Here is a 17,351-nt window from a genome sequence, read left to right as displayed (position 1 = left end):
CCCCCTCACCCCGCCCGCTCGCGTGCGTGCAGGGCCGTCGCCACCACCGTCCGGGCCTGGTGCTCGACCTGGTGCTCCACGGGGACCCAGCGGGCGTGGAAGCGGGCGGCGAACGCGTCGCTCCACGCGGCGACCAGGCGTTCGAGTCGCGCCGCCGCGTGCTCGTCGGTGTCGCGCAGCGCCCGGTGCAGCATCGCCGCCGCCCGCAACGGCACCCGGCGCACGAACGCGTCGACGCTGCCGACGTACGCCCTGGTGTCGTCGGCGGGCGGGTTGTGCGCGATGTCCCCGGCCAGCCCCGGCACCAGCTCCAGACCCCACAGGGCGGCCCGCACCAGCGGGCCCACGGCGACCTCGGGCCTGGGCCGCACGTCCTCGACCACCCGCAGCACCGCCCCGGCGTCCCGCAGCAGCCGGCGCGCGAGCTGCCGCAGCGCCGCGGCCGGAGCCGGATGGGGTGCCGGGTCGTCCACCAGGCCACCGGCCCACATCGGCACCTCGATCACCGCGGTCAGTCCGCCGTACCGGTGGGCGTGGTACCAGGTGCTGTGCCGGGCGTCGTCCGGCAGGCTCGGATACGCCGGCCCGGTCTCGGCCGCGGGCATCACGTGCACCCCGGGCCCCGACGCCGGCCAGCCCGCCGCGTCCGAGGCGCTCGTCTCCACCGGAATGTGCAGCTCCGCCGCGGACTTGGCGAACGGCTCGGCCAGCCCCGGCACGTCCTTGGTCAGCTGCACCCAGCTGCCGCCCAGATCGGTGCCGTGCAGGGACACCTGGAGATAGGGCCGCAGTTCGTCGATGACCCCGGTCAGCGCCCGGGTCTCGGGCGGCAGCCGGTCGGCCGGCAGCAGCGACGGCGCCCACTCGGGCTGTTCCGGGCCGGCGGGCCGGAAGAAGCCGAGGTGGTACTCGTACAGGCTGCGCGGTGTCGGCGTCCGGTGGAGGCTCGCCCCGTCGGGATCCGCGCACAACAGGAAGTGCCACGAGATGCCGTCCCGCAGCTCGGGCTCCTCCAGGATCCGCCGGGCCAGCACCAGCAGGGTCCCCCCGCCGGCCGGCTCGTTGGCGTGCGCACCGGCGACCACCAGGACGGCACGCCGCGCCCGGCCCAGCGACAGCAGATGCAGCGGACGCCCCGCGCGGGAGGCCCCCACCCGCCGCAGCACGCACAGCTCGGGCCGCTGACCGGCCAGGTCGCGGGCGGAGCTCACCAGTTCGGCCACCGTCGGATACCGCAGCTCCGGCAGCAGACTCACCCCCCGTCCCGACCACGCGACGCCGCTCTGCGCAGTACCCCATGGCCACGAGACGGTGTCAAGGGCGCACCAATGGTCACCCCGGACACCTCACAGACCGCACGAGAACCCCCGGATTTCGGTCCCCGGCCCGCTAGTCCCCGGCCCGCTCCAGCAGCACCACCGGCAGCGGCGTGAAAAGGTCTGCCACGCGCGCGTGGCCCGTGAACTCGCGGCCGGGGTCCAGGACGTCGGTCCAGCGGCCCGGCGGCAGGGACAGCACCGTGTCCCGCCAGCCGCCCGCCTCCGCCAGACGCAGGGACAGGCGGGTCACGGCCGTGACGACCCGGCCCGAGCGGACGAAGGCCACACAGTGGGACGCAGCGGGGCCGTCGGCGGGCAGCGGCTCGTACGTCGCCGTGTCGCCGAACACCTCCGGGCGGCGGGCGCGCAGGCGCAGGGCCGCACGGGTGACCGTCCGCTTCTCGCCGTCCTCCCCGTCACCGAAGTGCACGGGCCGCCGGTTGTCCGGATCGACCAGCGCCCGGTACTCGTGCTCCGTGCCCTGGTAGACGTCCGGCACGCCCGGCATCGTCAGATGCACCAGGGCCGCGCCCAGGACGTTCGCGCGGATGTGCGGCTCCAGGGAGGTGCGGAACGCCGTCACGTGCTCGCCCGGCCGCCCGCACGGGCCCGCCGTCACGAAACGGGCCACCTCCTCCTCGTACGGCGGCTCCTGCTCGGTCCAGCTGGTGTACAGGCCCGCCTCGCGCACATGCTTCAGCAGCGCCCCCTGGACCCGCTCCTCCTCGGCCGGGCCAAGACCGAACACCGTCTGCCAGGCCGCCCACGCCAGCTGCGCGTCCGGCACGCCCTCGCCGGTGCGCGTCACCTCCGCCAGGACGTCAGCCCAGCGCTGCGGGCACTCGGTGAGCACATGCAGCGCTGCGCGCACGTCGGCGCTGCGCTTGGTGTCGTGCGTGGAGACCACCGTCCCGGTCGTCGGCCAGTCGCGCTGCACGCGGGCGCAGTACGCGTGGAACTCCTCCGCGGACACCGCCGGAGCGCCGGGATTCCCGCCGACCTCGGTCGCCGACAGCAGCGGCACATAGCGGTAGAACGCCGTGTCCTCCACGGACTTGGCCCGCAGGGCCGACGCCGTCTGCGCGAACCGCGTACGGAACTCCACGTGCTGCGGTCCGTCGCCGTACCGTCCGAGCACCAGATCCCGTACGACGTCCACCGCCTCGGCCTCCTCGGGCACCACGAAGGCGAGCCGGGCCTCGGCCGCGGACTCCTCGGTGACCACACCGGCCGCGTCCACGGAGGCGTAGGGCCGGTACACCTCCAGGCGGACCAGCAGCTCCTGCAGGGCCGTGCGCAGCGCCCAGGGCGCGCGGTCGCGCAGCGCCGGCTCGGGCGAGGTCGCGCACAGCCGGCCCGCCACCCGGGTGAGCCGGTCGACCTCGGTGGCCAGCTCATGGGTGAGCACCTTGTACGCGGCCCGCCGCGCCGTCGCGTCCCAGTCGCCGCCCCGGTCCGTCTGCGGGGCCGCGAACCTCCGGTACTGGCCCAGCAGCTCCCCGAACCCGGCCGGGTCCACGAACAGGCCGTCCACGTGCCGCAGGGCGTCGTAGCCGGTGGTGCCCGCGACCGGCCAGGAGGCGGGCAGCGGCTCGCCGTCGGACAGGATCTTCTCCACGACCGTCCACCGGCCGCCCGTGGCCTCGTGCAGCCGCCGCAGATACCCGTCCGGGTCGGCGAGCCCGTCGGGGTGGTCGACGCGCAGCCCGTCGATCACGCCCTCGCGCAGCAGCCGCAGGACCGTCGCGTGCGTGGCCTCGAACACCTCCGGGTCCTCCACCCGCACCCCGATCAGCTCGGAGATGCTGAAGAACCGCCGGTAGTTGAGCTCCGTGCGGGCCAGCCGCCACCACCCCAGGCGGTAGTGCTGCGCGTCCAGCAGCTCCGGCAGCTCCAGCCCCGTCGTGCCCTGCCGCAGCGGGAACTCGTGATCGTAGTAGCGCAGCACCTCGCCGTCGGCCTTGATCCGGCCGAGCTCCGCGCCCAGCGGCCCGCCGAGCACCGGCAGCAGCACCCGGCCGTCCTGCGCCTCCCAGTCGATGTCGAACCACCGCGCGTACGGCGAGGAGGGACCTTCCCGCAGCACCTCCCACAGGGCCCGGTTGTGGCGCGGCGACATCGCCATGTGGTTGGGCACGATGTCGACGATCAGCCCGAGCCCGTGCTCCCGCGCGGTGCCCGCCAGCGCCCGCAGCCCCTCCTCACCACCCAGCTCCTCCCGCACGCGCGCGTGGTCCGTCACGTCGTAGCCGTGCAGCGAACCGGGCACGGCCTGAAGGACGGGCGACAGATGCAGATGGGACACGCCGAGCGAGGCCACGTACGGCACGGCCGCCGCCGCGGCCCCGAAGGGAAAGCCGGGCTGCAGCTGAAGCCGGTACGTGGCCGTCGGCACCGCGGCATCGGCGCGCGTAATGGTCCGCTCAGGAGTCCGCTCAGAGGTCATGCAGACGTACGTACCCGTCCTGCCGCGTTTCCTGTCATCGCCCGCCGCCCCGACTACACCGGCCGCTGGAGCACCGTGAGGCTCCGGTCGGTCAGGGTCAGCCGGTCCCCGGCGTGCACCTTGGGGCCGGTGCCCGGCGGGACGCCGTCCGCGCGGGCGGTGTCGACCACCACCTGCCACTGGCGGCCGTGGTCGACCGGCACCACGAAGTCCAGCGGCTTGGGCGAGGCGTTGAACATCAGCAGGAAGGAGTCGTCCGTGATGCGTTCCCCGCGCGCACCGGGCTCGGAGATCGCGTTCCCGTTGAGGAACACCGTCAGCGCCGACGCCCGCGCGGAGTCCCAGTCCCGCTGGGTCATCTCCGCGCCCTCGGGAGTGAACCAGGCGATGTCCGACAGGTCGTCGTGGGTGCCCTCCACCGGACGGCCGTGGAAGAAGCGGCGCCTGCGGAACACCGGGTGGTCCTTGCGCAGCCACACCATCGCCCGGGTGAACCCCAGCAGCTGCCGCCGCAGATCCTCGTCCCCCTCCTCCTCAGGCTCGGGCCAGTCGACCCAGGCCAGCTCGTTGTCCTGGCAGTAGGCGTTGTTGTTGCCGCGCTGGGTGCGGGCGAGCTCGTCGCCGTGGCTGATCATGGGCACGCCCTGGGAGAGCATCAGCGTGGCGATGAAGTTCCGCATCTGCCGGGCCCGCAGCCGCAGCACCTCCGGATCGCCGGTCTCCCCTTCCACCCCGCAGTTCCAGGACCGGTTGTGGCTCTCGCCGTCCCGGTTGTCCTCGCCGTTGGCCGCGTTGTGCTTGTCGTTGTACGACACCAGATCGTGCAGGGTGAAGCCGTCGTGGCAGGTCACGAAGTTGATCGAGGCCAGCGGGCGCCGCCCGTCGTCCTGGTAGAGATCCGACGACCCGGTCAGCCGCGAGGCGAACTCCGCGAGCGCCCGCGGCTCGCCCCGCCACAGGTCGCGCACGGTGTCCCGGTACTTGCCGTTCCACTCGGTCCACAGCGGCGGGAAATTGCCCACCTGGTAGCCGCCCTCGCCGACGTCCCACGGCTCGGCGATCAGCTTCACCTGGGAGACGACCGGATCCTGCTGCACCAGGTCGAAGAACGACGACAGCCGGTCCACCTCGTGGAACTGCCGGGCCAGTGTGGCCGCCAGGTCGAACCGGAACCCGTCGACGTGCATCTCCGTCACCCAGTACCGCAGCGAATCCATGATCATCTGCAGCACGTGCGGCGACCGCATGAGCAGGGAGTTCCCGGTCCCCGTCGTGTCCATGTAATACCGGCGATCGTCCATCAGCCGGTAGTACGACGGGTTGTCGATCCCCTTGAAGGACAGCGTGGGCCCCAGATGATTGCCCTCGGCGGTGTGGTTGTAGACGACATCGAGGATGACCTCGATCCCCGCCTCGTGCAGCGCCTTGACCGCCGACTTGAACTCCAGCACCTGCTGCCCCCGGTCCCCCCAGGAGGCGTAGGCGTTGTGCGGGGCGAAGAACCCGATCGTGTTGTAGCCCCAGTAGTTGCTCAGCCCCATGTCCACGAGCCGGTGATCATTGACGAACTGATGGACGGGCATCAGCTCCAGCGCCGTCACCCCCAGCTCGGTCAGATGCTCGATCACCGCCGGATGCGCCAGCCCCGCGTAGGTCCCCCGCAGCTCCTCCGGCAGCCCCGGATGCCGCATGGTCAGACCCTTCACATGGGCCTCGTAGATCACCGTGTGGTGGTACTCCGTACGGGGCCGCCGGTCGTCCCCCCAGTCGAAGTACGGATTGACCACGACCGACGTCATCGTGTGCGGCGCGGAATCCAGGTCATTGCGCTGCTCGGGGTCGCCGAAGTGGTAGCCGTACACCTCCTCGCCCCACTGGATCGACCCGCTGATCGCACGCGCGTACGGATCGAGCAGCAGCTTCGCGGAATTGCAGCGCAGCCCGCGTTCGGGTGCGTACGGTCCGTGCACACGGAAGCCGTACCGCTGCCCGGGCATGATGCCGGGCACGTACGCGTGCCGCACGAACGCGTCGCTCTCCCGCAACTCGATCGCGGTCTCGGAGCCGTCGTCGTGCAGCAGACACAGCTCTACTCGGTCCGCGGCCTCCGTGAAGACCGCGAAATTCGTTCCGGCGCCGTCGTACGTGGCACCGAGCGGATACGCCTCGCCAGGCCAGACCTGCATGGACACGACTCTTTCAGGTGTACGGCGCCGGTGTGGACGCCTTGGCTCCGAGTCTCCCCGAAAGTGAGGAACCCCCACCACTGATGCCCCGGCGGCAGGGGACTACCACGACGCACCCGCGGCTGTGGACGTACCCGGAGCGGGTCGCGGCGGCACGACGGAGCCCGCCGCTCACCCGGTCCCCACGCCGGCCCCCGGTGGCAGCGCAGGGAGGGGCACGACTGCGGCGGGCTCCGTCGTCCCGTCGCGACCGCGACCCCCGGTATGACTCCGCTCACCCACAGCCGACCCGCGCCCATAGAACATTCCTGCCGAAGAAGGAAGTTGAGAAACCAGCCTGTCCATCGGGCTGCACCCCGTGGCCCTTGCGGAGTAGTCTCCTTGATCGTCGGGCCGGGGAGGCTCAGGGGAGTGGAAGGCGGTGCGCGGGTGGGCTCGGGAGGGCTGGAGCTGCCCCCTGGTGACGAGGGTCACGAGGGGAACTCCACGGACGTCCCGCCCGGTGCGGTGTCCCTGGCACGGCCGATGGACGCGGGCGCGGGCTCGATCGGGCCCGAGCTGGACTGGGGCGCCGACGCGTGGCGCGAGGTACGCACCCGTGCCCAGCGCGCCGGCCGCGCCTACATCTGGCTGAACCTCGTCGAGCAGCGCCTGCGCGCGGTCGTCGCGGCCGTGCTGCGCCCCATCTACGAACCCGTCCACGGCGACGACTGGGTCGTCGCCGCCGCCGGTCCCGCCGGCCAGGAGTGGGTGCAGCGCGCGGTGGCCGTGCGCGAGGTCAGCCGCCGCAAGGGCTATCTCCTCGACCCGGCCGACGACAACGTCCTGTCCTTCCTGACCCTCCCGCAACTGCGCGAGCTGATGGTCCAGCACTGGCCCTGCTTCGAGCCGTACTTCGACGCCCGCCGCGACATCGAGCTCGCCCTGGACGAGCTGGAGGTCACCCGCAACGTCGTCTCCCGCAACCGCGCGCTGTCCGAGGCGGTGCTGAACCAGGCCGAACGCGCCTCCGCACGTCTGCTGGAGATGCTCGGCGCGGGCGGCGACGTCCCCTCCGCCCGCCGGCTGCCCGTCGACGCGGTGGAGGACCTGGTCGGCGACCGGTACGCCGACGTGGTGGCCGTCCACCCCGACCGGGTGCGCCTCCTGCGCCAGTTCCCGGCCGAGGACATCTTCGGCGGCGCCCGCCGCCTCGACGCCCTCGGCATCGGCCTCAACCTGCTGGTGCAGAACTTCTCCGGCCGCCGACTGGTCCGCCTCGCCGAGTCCGGCTGCCGGGTGCGGCTGCTGTTCCTCAACCCGGCCTCCAGCGCGGTCAAGCGCCGCGAGCGCGAACTCGGCCTCAAGCGGGGGGAGCTGGGCCGCGCGGTGGAGATGAACATCCTCCACATGCGCCGTGTCCGCTCCCGCCTGCGCGACCCGGGCGCCTTCGAGATCCAGGTCTACGACGAGACACCGCGCTGCACGGCGTACCTCGTGGACGGCGACGGCGCGGACGGCATCGCCGTCGTGCAGAGCTATCTGCGCCGGGCCCGCGGCATGGAGGCCCCGGTGCTGGTCCTGCGCAACGGGAACAAGGTGGTCAAACCGGGCGAGGCCGAGGAAGTCGGGCTGTTCCCCACCTACCGCGAGGAGTTCGAGCAGATGTGGGCGGATTCGCGACCGGTGTCGTGAGGCGGACCCACCCCTCAGGAGCCGTAAGCGGAAGGCGATCCTCGGATTGTCAGTGGTGCATGCGAAGGTGGGGACCACTGGGGGAACGCACCACACAGAAGGGGGGCAGCCCATGGGCTGGCACCGGGAGCTGCTGATCGGCTTCGACCTGGAGACGACGGGCACCGACCCGCGCGAGGCGCGGATCGTCACGGGCGCCGTGATCGAGGTCAGGGACGGGGAGCCGATGGGGCGCCGGGAGTGGCTGGCCGACCCGGGCGTGCCGATCCCGGAGGACGCGGTGGCGGTGCACGGCATCAGCAACGAGCGCGCGGCGGCCGACGGCAGACCCGCCGACCAGGTGGCCGACGCGATCGCCGGCGTGCTGACCGCCCACTGGAAGACGGGAGTCCCGGTCGTCGCCTACAACGCCGCTTTCGACCTGACCCTGCTCTCCGCCGAACTGCGCCGCTACGGACTGCCGTCCCTGCGCGACCGCCTCGGCGGCATCGACCCCGCCCCGGTCATCGACCCCTACACGATCGACCGCTCCGTCGACCGCTACCGCCGCGGCAAACGCAACCTCGAAGCGGTCTGCGCCGAGTACGGCGTGGCCCTCGACTCCGCGCACGACGCGACCGCCGACGCCCTCGCCGCGGCCCGGCTCGCCTGCGCGATAGCCGCCCGCCACCCCAAGGTCGCGGCCCTCGGCCCGGCGGACCTGCACCGCCGCCAGATCGAGTGGTACGCGCAGTGGGCGGCGGACTTCCAGGACTTCCTGCGCCGCAAGGGTGACCCCACGGCGACGATCGACGGCGCGTGGCCGCTGCGTGAACCGGCGGGCGAGCCGGTCTGAGCCGAGCCGCTCCGAGTCAAGCCGGTCTCCATGCCGGCCTGTCCGGTGGCCGTCAGGCACCGGCCGCGGCCGACGGCCGGGATCCGGCTCAGAACGGATACCAGCGCACCGTCTCGTCCCCGTCCCGCAAGGACGCCACCCGGCGCCGGAATTCGGCCAGCGCCTTGGGATTGCCCGGCGCGTGCTGGGCGACCCAGGCGCAGCTGGCCGTCTCCCGCGCGCCGCGCAGCACCGAGCAGCCCTCCCAGGTGCGCACGTCCCAGCCGTAGGTCTCGGTGAACGACGTGTACGCCTCGTCCGGCAGCCCGTAGCGGTCGTGGGAGAGCGCCATGACCACCAGGTCGTGCTCCCGCAGGTCGGCCGAGAAGGTCTCCAGGTCCACCAGCACCGGCCCGTCCGGCCCCACGTGCACATTGCGGGGCAGTGCGTCCCCATGGACGGGACCCGGCGGCAGATGGGGCGTCAGCGCCGCCGCGGCCGACGCGAAACCGTCCCGCCGCTCACGCAGATACGCCGCGTCCGCGGGGTCGATCGCGTCGCCCGCGAGCCGCAGCCAGCGGTCCACACCACCCAGCAGATCGCGGGGCGGAAGCCCGAAAGGAGGAGCGGGGAGTGCGTGGACGACTCGCAGCAGTTCGGCCAGATCACGCGGTTCGGCGGGCCGCACCGCGTCGGGCAGCCGGTGCCACACGGTCACCGGGTGCCCCTCGACCAGCAGCGCCTCCGGCTCGGCCGCCCGCACCGCCGGCACCCCGGTGTCCGCCAGCCACGCCGCGATGTCCAGCTCGCGGCGCGCCCGGTCCAGCAGTCCGGCGTCGCGGCCCACCTTGACGACCAGGTCACCGGCGGCGAACACCGCGTTCTCGCCCAGGGCGAGAAGCCGCGCGTCCCCGGCAGCGCCGGGCAGCACCTCCGCCGCGGCCAGCACCCCACGCGCCCGAGCCTCGTCCATCCGTCCGCCCTGCCTTTCCGATCGCATCGCCGGGATCCGGCCACCCACCCGCTCAGTTTCCCATTCGCACAGGTCGGACGGTGTGCGCGGCCCCTTGACGAGACGGAAACCCTTCACGACCATGACCTGGCCCGTCCGCGCCGCGCAAAGGGGCTGATTCCGTGACATCGGTGACCGAGGTGAGCAGACCGGCGGGCAAGGCGCCCGACCGGGGGCGGCGGGAGCGGAGCGTCGTCGGTCACAGCCCCTGGTTCCTGGTGCTCCCCGCGCTGCTGCCGATCCTCGTCCTCAGTGTCGGACCGCTGCTGTACGGGATCCTGCTGGCGTTCACCGACGCCCAGTCCGGCCGCACCGAGCCCACCCAGTGGATCGGCACCCTCAACTTCCGGGATCTGCTGCACGACACGCTGTTCTGGGAGTCGTTCCGGATCGGCCTCGTGTGGGCGGTCGGGGTGACCGTGCCGCAGTTCCTGCTCGCTCTCGGCCTGGCCCTGCTGCTCAACCAGGACCTGAGGCTGCGCTGGCTGGCCCGCGCCCTCGCGATCGTCCCGTGGGCCATGCCGGAGGTGGTCGTCGGCATCATGTGGCGGCTGGTCTACAACCCGGACGCGGGCATCCTCAACGAGACCCTTCGGGACGCCGGTCTGGGCGACGGCCGGGACTGGCTCAGCGGGCTCGCCACCGCCCTGCCCGCGGTGATCCTCGTCGGCGTGTGGGCCGGTATGCCGCAGACGACGGTCGCGCTGCTCGCCGGACTGCAGAACACCCCCCGGGAACTCCACGAGGCCGCCGCGGTGGACGGCGCCGGCGCCTGGCGCCGCTTCCGCACGGTCACCTGGCCCGCCATCCGCCCCATCGCCCTCGCCATCACGGCACTCAATCTCATCTGGAACTTCAACTCCTTCGCCCTGGTCTACGTGCTCACCGCCGGCGGCCCCGGCGGACGCACCCGGCTGCCCATGCTGTTCGCCTACGAAGAGGCCTTTCGCTACGGCCAGTTCGGCTACGCCGCCGCGATGGGCTGCGTCATGGTCGCCGCCGTCTCGGTCATGCTGGCCGTCTTCCTCGTGGGCCGGCTCAAGGGAGGTGACGAGGCATGAGGACCGGCCGAGCCGCCCGCGCCGGCCAGTACGCCGCGCTGCTCGCCTATCTCGTCTTCCTCGCCTTCCCGTTCCTGTGGCTCGTCTCCACCGCGTTCAAGCCTCCGCGCGAGCTGGCCGACCTGCACCCCACCTGGATCCCCGACGACCCCACCCTCGACAACTTCCGCCAGGCCTTCGACGAACAGCCGCTGCTGCGCGCCGCCCTCAACTCCCTTCTCGCGGCGTCCTCGGCGGCGCTGATCGCCGTCCTCGTCGCCACCCCCATGGCCTACGTCATGGCCCGCCACCGCACCGCGCTCGCCCGGGCCGCGACCGGGTGGGTGGTGGTCAGCCAGGCGTTCCCGTTCGTGCTGCTGATCATCCCGCTGTTCCTGGTGCTGAAGAACCTGCACCTGATCAACTCCGTGCCGGGGCTGGTGATGGTGTACGTGGTGTGGGCGCTGCCCTTCGCGCTGTGGATGCTCACCGGGTATGTGCGGGCCGTACCGGCCGAGTTGGAGGAGGCGGCGGCGGTCGACGGTGCGGGACGGCTGCGGATCCTGGTGTCGGTGACCGCGCCGCTGCTGGCACCGGGCATCGTGGCGACGGCCCTGTTCGCGTTCATCACCGCGTGGAACGAGTTCTTCTTCGCGCTGGTCCTGCTGAAGACCGCGGAGAGACAGACCCTGCCGGTCGTCCTCACCCACTTCATCGGCGCCGAGGGAGTCGCCGACCTCGGCCCGCTGGCCGGGGCCGCGTTCCTCGCCACCCTGCCGTCACTGGTCGTCTTCGCGGTCATCCAGCGGCGGATCACGGGCGGCATGCTCGCCGGGGCGGTGAAGAGCTGATGCGGACCAGACTGCTCGTGGCGGCCCTCGCCGTCGTCCTGCTGCTCGCGGGCTGCTCCTCGGGCGGCACCCGCGACGACGGCCGCATCACCCTGCGCTTCCAGTCCCTGGCCTGGCAGGAGGAGTCCGTCGAGGCCAACAAGGAACTGGTCGCGGAGTGGAACGCCACCCACCCGGACGTGCGGGTGGAGTACGTCCAGGGCAGCTGGGACAGCGTCCACGACCAGCTGCTCACCTCCTTCGAGGGCGGTGAGGCGCCCGACATCATCCACGACGCCTCCGACGACCTCGCCGACTTCGCCTACGGCGGCTACCTCGCCGACCTCACCGAGCTGCTGCCCGCCCGCCTCAAGGCCGACATCCCGCGCCGCAGCTGGCAGACCACCACCTTCGGCGACGGCATCTACGGCGTGCCCTTCCTCCAGGAGCCGCGGGTGCTCATCGCCAACGAGACCTGGCTGAAGAAGTCCGGGGTCCGCATCCCGACGCCGGAACAGCCGTGGAGCTGGGCCGAGTTCCGCCGGGTGACGAAGGAACTCGGGTCAGGAGACGGAAAGTACGGCATCGCATGGCCGCTCAAGGAGCCGGTGTCCGCCACCCTCAACCTCTCCCTGTCGGCGGGCGGACGGCTGTTCCACCGGGGCGCCGACGGCAAGGTCACCGTGCGCTTCGAGGAGGGTGACGAGGTCGTGCCGCGCACCATCCACGACCAGGTGAACACCGACCGCAGCGCCTCGCCGACCACCCTCGGCAGCGGCGGCTCCGACACCCTGCCCGGCTTCTTCGGCGGCCGGTACGCGATGGTGCCGCTCGGCTTCTCCTACCGCCAGCAGATCGTCCAGCAGGCACCGGACGGATTCGACTGGACGGTGCTGCCCGCCCCCGCCGGGGCCGACGGACTCGCCCAGGGCGTCAGCCCGCAGACCCTCTCCATCGCCGAGGACTGCCCGTACAAGAAGGAGGCCGCCGCCTTCCTCGACTTCCTGCTCCAGCCGCGCAACATGGTCCGCCTCGCCCTCGGCGACTGGATGCTGCCGACCGGCACCGAGGCCCTCGCCGACCGCGCCCTGCGCACCCCCGAACACGGCTGGGCCACCGGCACCGCCCTCGCCGCCCATCTGCGCCCGGCCCCCGCGCAGACGGTCCGCGGCTATCCCGAGTGGAAGGACAAGGTGGCCACCCCGGCACTCCAGGAGTACTACAGCGGCGCGATCGGCCTCGACGAGCTGCGCGACCGCGTCGAGGACGACGGCAACCTCGTCCTGGCCCGCTACCAGCGCTGAGTCCCGCACGCCGGGCGCACCCGCACGCCGGGCGCACCCGCACGCCGGGCGCGCCGAAAACCCGTTGCACGCCGCCAGGACGCCCGCCTAACGTCCCCTCCGTGGCAGCGTTCAACGCGATCTTCAACTCCGGTCCCGGCCGGGGCTGCACGTACTCCATCCGGATGCGTCGTGGCCCCGGAGCCCTGACCGGCCCGGGGAGCCCCGCCCGCCGCGGCTGAACCAGCGCGGCGGGCCGTGACACGCCTCCCTGCCTTCCTCCTCTGCTTTCTCTGCCTTCCGGTCAGGGCGCTTCGTCTGCCCTTCTCCCTTCCGGAAGACAAGGACCGCAGGCCATGGCCCGCCCCACCGCGACCTCTCGCGCCCTCTCGCAGAACTTCCTCGACCGCGCCGGCGCCCGCCGGCTCGCCCACCTCGCCGTCCCGCACGGCCGCACCGTCCCGCTGCTGCTCGAAGTCGGCGCGGGCAAGGGTGCGCTGACCGAAGCCCTCGCCCCGCGCTGCCGCGAGCTGCGCGCCTACGAGATCGACCCGCGTCTCGTACCCGTGCTGCGCGACCGCTTCTCCGGCGCGCCCCACGTCCGTGTCATCGGTGCCGACTTCCTCGCCGCCCGCCCGCCGCGCACCCCGTTCTCCGTCGCCGGCAACGTGCCGTTCTCGCGCACCGCGGCCGTCGTCGACTGGTGTCTGCGCGCACCCGCCCTCACCGACGCCACGCTCCTCACCCAGCTCGAGTACGCGCGTAAACGCACCGGCGACTACGGCAGCTGGACCCTGCTCACCGTGCGCACCTGGCCCCGCTACGAGTGGCGGCTGCTCGGACGCATCGACCGGCGCAGCTTCCGGCCCGTGCCGCGGGTCGACGCCGGGATCGTGCGTATCGAGCGCCGCCGCACCCCGCTGCTCGACGCCGGCGCCTGCCGCAGCTGGCGGCAGCTGGTCGAGCTGGGCTTCTCGGGGGTCGGCGGCTCGCTGCACGCCTCCCTGCGTCGCGCCCGTCCGAGGCGGCGGGTGGACGCGGCGTTCCGGGCCGCGCGCCTCGACCCCGGTGTGCTCGTCGGCGAGGTGGCACCGCAGAGCTGGCTGCGCCTGCACGAGGTGCTGGGGGCATGACCCAAACACAGTTGCACGAGACGTCTCGTCTCGCGTAGGGTCGTCGCATGACCAGCCCCGCTCACATCGCCATGTTCTCCATCGCCGCCCACGGCCACGTGAACCCCAGCCTGGAGGTGATCCGCGAGCTCGTCGCGCGGGGCCACCGGGTGACGTACGCGATCCCGCCGGCCTTCGCGGAGAAGGTCGCCGAGACCGGCGCCGAACCCAAGCTGTGGACCTCCACCCTGCCCGGCCCCGACGCCGACCCGGAGGACTGGGGGAGCACCCTGCTGGACAACGTCGAGCCGTTCCTGAACGACGCGATCCAGGCACTCCCGCAGCTCATCGAGGCGTACGAGGGTGACGAGCCGGATCTCGTCCTGCACGACATCACCTCCTACCCGGCGCGCGTGCTCGCCCACCGCTGGGGTGTGCCCGCGATCTCCCTCTCCCCGAATCTCGTCGCCTGGGAGGGCTACGAGGAGGAGGTGGCCGAGCCGATGTGGAGGGAGCCGAAGCAGACCGAGCGGGGGCGGGCCTACTACGCCCGCTTCCGGGCCTGGCTGGAGGAGAACGGGATCACGATGCACCCCGACCCGTTCGTGGGCCGCCCCGACCGCTCCGTCGTGCTCATCCCCAAGGCCCTCCAGCCGCACGCCGACCGGGTCGACGAGCGCGTGTACTCCTTCGTCGGCGCCTGCCAGGGCGACCGCGGCGCCGAGGGGGAGTGGCAGCGGCCCGAGGGCGCGCAGAAGGTCGTGCTGGTGTCGCTCGGGTCGTCCTTCACCAAGCAGCCGGGCTTCTACCGGGAGTGCGTCAAGGCGTTCGGCGACCTGCCCGGCTGGCACCTGGTGCTCCAGGTCGGCCGGCATGTCGACCCCGCGGAGCTGGGCGACGTACCCGCGAACGTAGAGGTGCACGACTGGGTGCCGCAGCTCGCGATCCTGAAGCAGGCCGACCTGTTCGTCACCCACGCCGGTGCGGGCGGCAGCCAGGAAGGGCTGGCCACCGCCACGCCGATGATCGCCGTGCCGCAGGCCGTGGACCAGTTCGGCAACGCCGACATGCTCCAGGCGCTCGGCGTGGCCCGCCACGTACCGACCGAGGAGGCCACCGCCGAGACACTGCGCGCGACGGCCCTCGCCCTCGTCGACGACCCGAAGGTGGCCGGCCGCCTGAGGGAGATCCAGGCGGAGATGGCGAAGGAGGGCGGCACACGCAGGGCGGCCGACCTGATCGAGGCTGAGCTGCCGTAAGGCGCGCACAGGGAGAGGCCCGGCGGATCGGATGTCCGCCGGGCCCTTTCAGTCCTCCTGCCGGATCACACCTTCACCGGCTCCCCCTCGTCGTCCTTCGCCAACGGCCGCGCCGCCGCCTGAGGCGACTCGTCGTGGGTCAGGTCGGGCAGCCGGTGCAGCCACTTCGGCAGGTACCAGTTGCGCTCGCCGAGCAGCGCCATCACCGCCGGGAGCAGCACACCCCGGATGATCGTCGCGTCGATGAGCACCGCCGCCGCGAGGCCCACGCCCATCTGCTTCATGGACTGCATGGACAGCGTCCCGAAGATCGCGAACACGGCGACCATGATGACCGCGGCGCTGGTGACCACACCGGCCGTGGTGACCACCCCGTGCCGGATCGCGTCCCGCGTCGTACGGCCCCGCATGCGGGCCTCACGGATCCGCGAGACCACGAACACGTGGTAGTCCATCGACAGGCCGAACAGGATCACGAACAGGAACAGCGGCAGCCAGGTGATGATCGCGCCGACGCCCTCCGCGCCCACCAGGGACGCGCCCCAGCCGTGCTGGAACACCGCCACGAGGATGCCGTACGCGGCGCCCACCGACAGCAGGTTCAGCACGATCGAGGTGATCGCGACGGTCAGCGACCGGAACGACAGCAGCATCAGCAGGAAGGCGAACACCACCACGAACGCGAACACCGGGACCACGGACCCGACCAGCTGGTCGTTGAAGTCCTTCGAACCGGCGACCTGCCCGGTGATCGGCGCCTCCACCCCGTCGACCTTGCCGAGCGTCGCGGGCCGTACCTCGTCGCGCAGCGTGTCCAGGCTCTCGCCCGCCTTGTCCTGGTCGGAACCGCCCACCAGCGGCACGTAGACGAAGGCGACGTTCTGCTGGTCGTGCAGCTTGATCTCGACCGGGCCGCGCGAGGCGCCCGAACTGATCGCCCGGTCACGGAAGTCGGCGAGCGCGGACTTCACCTCGGGGGCGTTGATGTCGTCCGCCTTGACGACCACCTCGGCGGGCTCGGAGCCGCCCGGGAAGGCGTCGTTGACCCGGTTGTACGTCTGGACGATCGGCAGCGAGTCGCCGAACTCCTGGTCCAGCGTGAGGTTCTGCGTCTTCATGCCGACCGCCGGGGCCGCGACCGCGAGCAGCGCGCCCGTGGCCACCACGACCGCCAGCACCGGCCTGGCCAGCACCCGGTCGAGCACGGCCCGCCAGAACCGGCTGTCGTTGCTTCCGCTGGTGCGCCGCTTGCGCAGGAACGGCAGGCGGCCCTTCTCGACCCGCTCGCCCAGCAGCGAAAGGAGCGCCGGCAGCACGGTGACGGAACCGACCATGGCGACCGCCACGACCATCAGCGAGGCCAGACCCATCGCCTCGAACTCGGCCAGCCCGGTGAACAGCATGCCCGCCATCGCCACGCAGACGGTGACACCGGAGACGACGATCGCGCGTCCACTGGTCGCCGCGGCGATCCTGAGCGCCGTCTGCGCGTCCCGGCCGGCCGCCCGCTCCTCGCGCTCACGGCGGAGATAGAACAGGCAGTAGTCGACGCCCACGGCCAGACCGACCAGCAGCATCACGGAGTTGGCGGTCTCGCTCATCGGCTGAAGGTGGCTGACCAGGCCCATCAGACCCATCGTCGCCATGATCGCCGTGATGGCGAGCACCACCGGAAGCACCGCCGCCACCAGCGCGCCGAACGCGATCAGCAGGATGCCGAACGCCACCGGCACGGCGGAGTACTCGGCCTTCTTGAAGTCGTCGCCGAACGCGTCGTCGAACGTCTTCATCATCGAGGCGCCGCCGATCTCCTCGATCCGCAGCGACTCGTGGTCCTTCTGGACCTCCTCCACGGCGTTCAGCACCGGCTCGACCCGTTCGCCCGCGGTGTCGGCGTCGCCGCGCATGTCGAACTGGACCAGCGCGCTGCGCCCGTCCTGCGAGATCGTGTCGCTCTCGTACGGCGAGGTGACGTCCGTGACCTCGCCGGTCCTCTCCACGGCCGCGACGACCGCGGTGACGGCGGCCCGGAACTCGGCGTCCGTGGCCTTCACCCCGTCGCCCTTGGCCTGGATCAGTACGGTCTCACCGGCCGGCTCCTCGATCCCGGCGTCCTCGATGATGCGGGCCGCCGTGTGCGTCTCGCCGCCCAGCTGATCGCTGTCCTTGACGTCGACCCGGCCGGCTGCCGAACCGAGTCCCATCGCCAGTACCACGAACAGCACCCAGATCCCGACGGCCGCCCATCGGTGCCGGGCGCTCCAGCCGCCGGCCCGGGCGGCGAGGCCCCGTACCCGCGAATCTCCGTTCCCCATGACGGGCTCGCTCCCTCGTGTGCGGCAGCGACCCCCTGCCGCCACCTTTCGCTCTCGAAGG

12 protein-coding genes are annotated in these 17,351 nt (G+C 72.2%); 7 read left to right on the top strand and 5 right to left on the bottom strand.

Annotated elements, in window-relative coordinates:
* Positions 1 to 5: 5 nt before the first annotated feature.
* The 3 genes from AB0412_RS09160 to glgX all read right to left on the bottom strand — a co-directional run bounded on the left by AB0412_RS09160 (position 6) and on the right by glgX (position 5,951).
* Positions 6 to 1,256 (bottom strand): M14 family zinc carboxypeptidase, encoded by a 1,251-nt coding sequence (locus AB0412_RS09160; RefSeq protein ID WP_366401868.1) that lies wholly within the window; start codon positions 1,254 to 1,256, stop codon positions 6 to 8.
* Positions 1,257 to 1,389: 133 nt separating this feature from the next.
* Positions 1,390 to 3,765 carry a malto-oligosyltrehalose synthase gene (gene treY / locus AB0412_RS09155; protein WP_366401867.1) on the bottom strand — a complete coding sequence of 792 codons (2,376 nt, stop codon included), beginning with the start codon at positions 3,763 to 3,765 and terminating at the stop codon, positions 1,390 to 1,392.
* Positions 3,766 to 3,818: 53 nt separating this feature from the next.
* Positions 3,819 to 5,951, bottom strand: a complete 2,133-nt coding sequence (gene glgX / locus AB0412_RS09150; protein ID WP_366401866.1) for a glycogen debranching protein GlgX — start codon at positions 5,949 to 5,951, stop codon at positions 3,819 to 3,821.
* A gap of 429 nt (positions 5,952 to 6,380) precedes the next feature.
* On the opposite strand from glgX, the gene AB0412_RS09145 reads away from it, so the two are divergent.
* On the top strand, positions 6,381 to 7,625 hold the full coding sequence (locus tag AB0412_RS09145) for an SAV2148 family HEPN domain-containing protein (RefSeq protein WP_366401965.1): 1,245 nt from the start codon (positions 6,381 to 6,383) through the stop codon (positions 7,623 to 7,625).
* 112 nt (positions 7,626 to 7,737) lie between these two features.
* Positions 7,738 to 8,460 (top strand): 3'-5' exonuclease, encoded by a 723-nt coding sequence (locus AB0412_RS09140; protein WP_366401865.1) that lies wholly within the window; start codon positions 7,738 to 7,740, stop codon positions 8,458 to 8,460.
* 88 nt (positions 8,461 to 8,548) lie between these two features.
* Here the strand turns inward: AB0412_RS09140 and AB0412_RS09135 are convergent, their stop codons facing one another.
* Entirely contained in the window at positions 8,549 to 9,412 is an 864-nt protein-coding gene (locus AB0412_RS09135; protein ID WP_366401864.1) for an aminoglycoside phosphotransferase family protein, read from the bottom strand.
* A 161-nt stretch (positions 9,413 to 9,573) separates the two neighbouring features.
* Between AB0412_RS09135 and AB0412_RS09130 the strand changes: the two genes are divergently transcribed.
* From AB0412_RS09130 to AB0412_RS09110, 5 genes are all read left to right on the top strand, one after another.
* On the top strand, positions 9,574 to 10,512 hold the full coding sequence (locus tag AB0412_RS09130; RefSeq protein WP_366401863.1) for a sugar ABC transporter permease: 939 nt from the start codon (positions 9,574 to 9,576) through the stop codon (positions 10,510 to 10,512).
* A complete protein-coding gene (locus AB0412_RS09125; RefSeq protein WP_366401862.1) occupies positions 10,509 to 11,342 on the top strand; it encodes a carbohydrate ABC transporter permease in 834 nt (277 codons plus the stop codon). The genes AB0412_RS09130 and AB0412_RS09125 overlap by 4 nt, the downstream gene beginning before the upstream one ends.
* Positions 11,342 to 12,625, top strand: a complete 1,284-nt coding sequence (locus AB0412_RS09120; RefSeq protein WP_366401861.1) for a sugar ABC transporter substrate-binding protein — start codon at positions 11,342 to 11,344, stop codon at positions 12,623 to 12,625. The genes AB0412_RS09125 and AB0412_RS09120 overlap by 1 nt, the downstream gene beginning before the upstream one ends.
* A 335-nt stretch (positions 12,626 to 12,960) precedes the next feature.
* The gene (erm, locus tag AB0412_RS09115; RefSeq protein WP_366401860.1) at positions 12,961 to 13,737 is read left to right on the top strand and encodes an ErmE/ErmH/ErmO/ErmR family 23S rRNA (adenine(2058)-N(6))-methyltransferase; all 777 of its coding nucleotides are present in this window, start codon (positions 12,961 to 12,963) and stop codon (positions 13,735 to 13,737) included.
* Positions 13,738 to 13,784: 47 nt separating this feature from the next.
* Positions 13,785 to 14,975, top strand: a complete 1,191-nt coding sequence (locus AB0412_RS09110) for a glycosyltransferase (RefSeq protein WP_366401859.1) — start codon at positions 13,785 to 13,787, stop codon at positions 14,973 to 14,975.
* 65 nt (positions 14,976 to 15,040) lie between these two features.
* Here the strand turns inward: AB0412_RS09110 and AB0412_RS09105 are convergent, their stop codons facing one another.
* Complete coding sequence (locus AB0412_RS09105; RefSeq protein ID WP_366401858.1) at positions 15,041 to 17,290, bottom strand: MMPL family transporter; 2,250 nt, start codon at positions 17,288 to 17,290, stop codon at positions 15,041 to 15,043.
* Between the last annotated feature and the right edge of the window lie 61 nt (positions 17,291 to 17,351).

This window comes from Streptomyces sp. NPDC052012 (genome assembly GCF_040689265.1).
Classification (GTDB): Bacteria; Actinomycetota; Actinomycetes; order Streptomycetales; family Streptomycetaceae; genus Streptomyces.
Note: the sequence above shows the minus strand (reverse complement) of the source record. Positions and strands in the feature narration are given on the sequence as shown.

Bases quoted from the DNA above. Each gene is read 5' to 3' on its own strand.
- treY (WP_366401867.1), bottom strand. From the start codon at position 3,765: ATGACCTCTGAGCGGACTCCTGAGCGGACCATTACGCGCGCCGATGCC.
- glgX (WP_366401866.1), bottom strand. From the start codon at position 5,951: ATGCAGGTCTGGCCTGGCGAGGCGTATCCGCTCGGTGCCACGTACGAC.
- AB0412_RS09140 (WP_366401865.1), top strand. From the start codon at position 7,738: ATGGGCTGGCACCGGGAGCTGCTGATCGGCTTCGACCTGGAGACGACG.
- AB0412_RS09135 (WP_366401864.1), bottom strand. From the start codon at position 9,412: ATGGACGAGGCTCGGGCGCGTGGGGTGCTGGCCGCGGCGGAGGTGCTG.
- AB0412_RS09125 (WP_366401862.1), top strand. From the start codon at position 10,509: ATGAGGACCGGCCGAGCCGCCCGCGCCGGCCAGTACGCCGCGCTGCTC.
- AB0412_RS09120 (WP_366401861.1), top strand. From the start codon at position 11,342: ATGCGGACCAGACTGCTCGTGGCGGCCCTCGCCGTCGTCCTGCTGCTC.
- erm (WP_366401860.1), top strand. From the start codon at position 12,961: ATGGCCCGCCCCACCGCGACCTCTCGCGCCCTCTCGCAGAACTTCCTC.
- AB0412_RS09110 (WP_366401859.1), top strand. From the start codon at position 13,785: ATGACCAGCCCCGCTCACATCGCCATGTTCTCCATCGCCGCCCACGGC.
- AB0412_RS09105 (WP_366401858.1), bottom strand. From the start codon at position 17,290: ATGGGGAACGGAGATTCGCGGGTACGGGGCCTCGCCGCCCGGGCCGGC.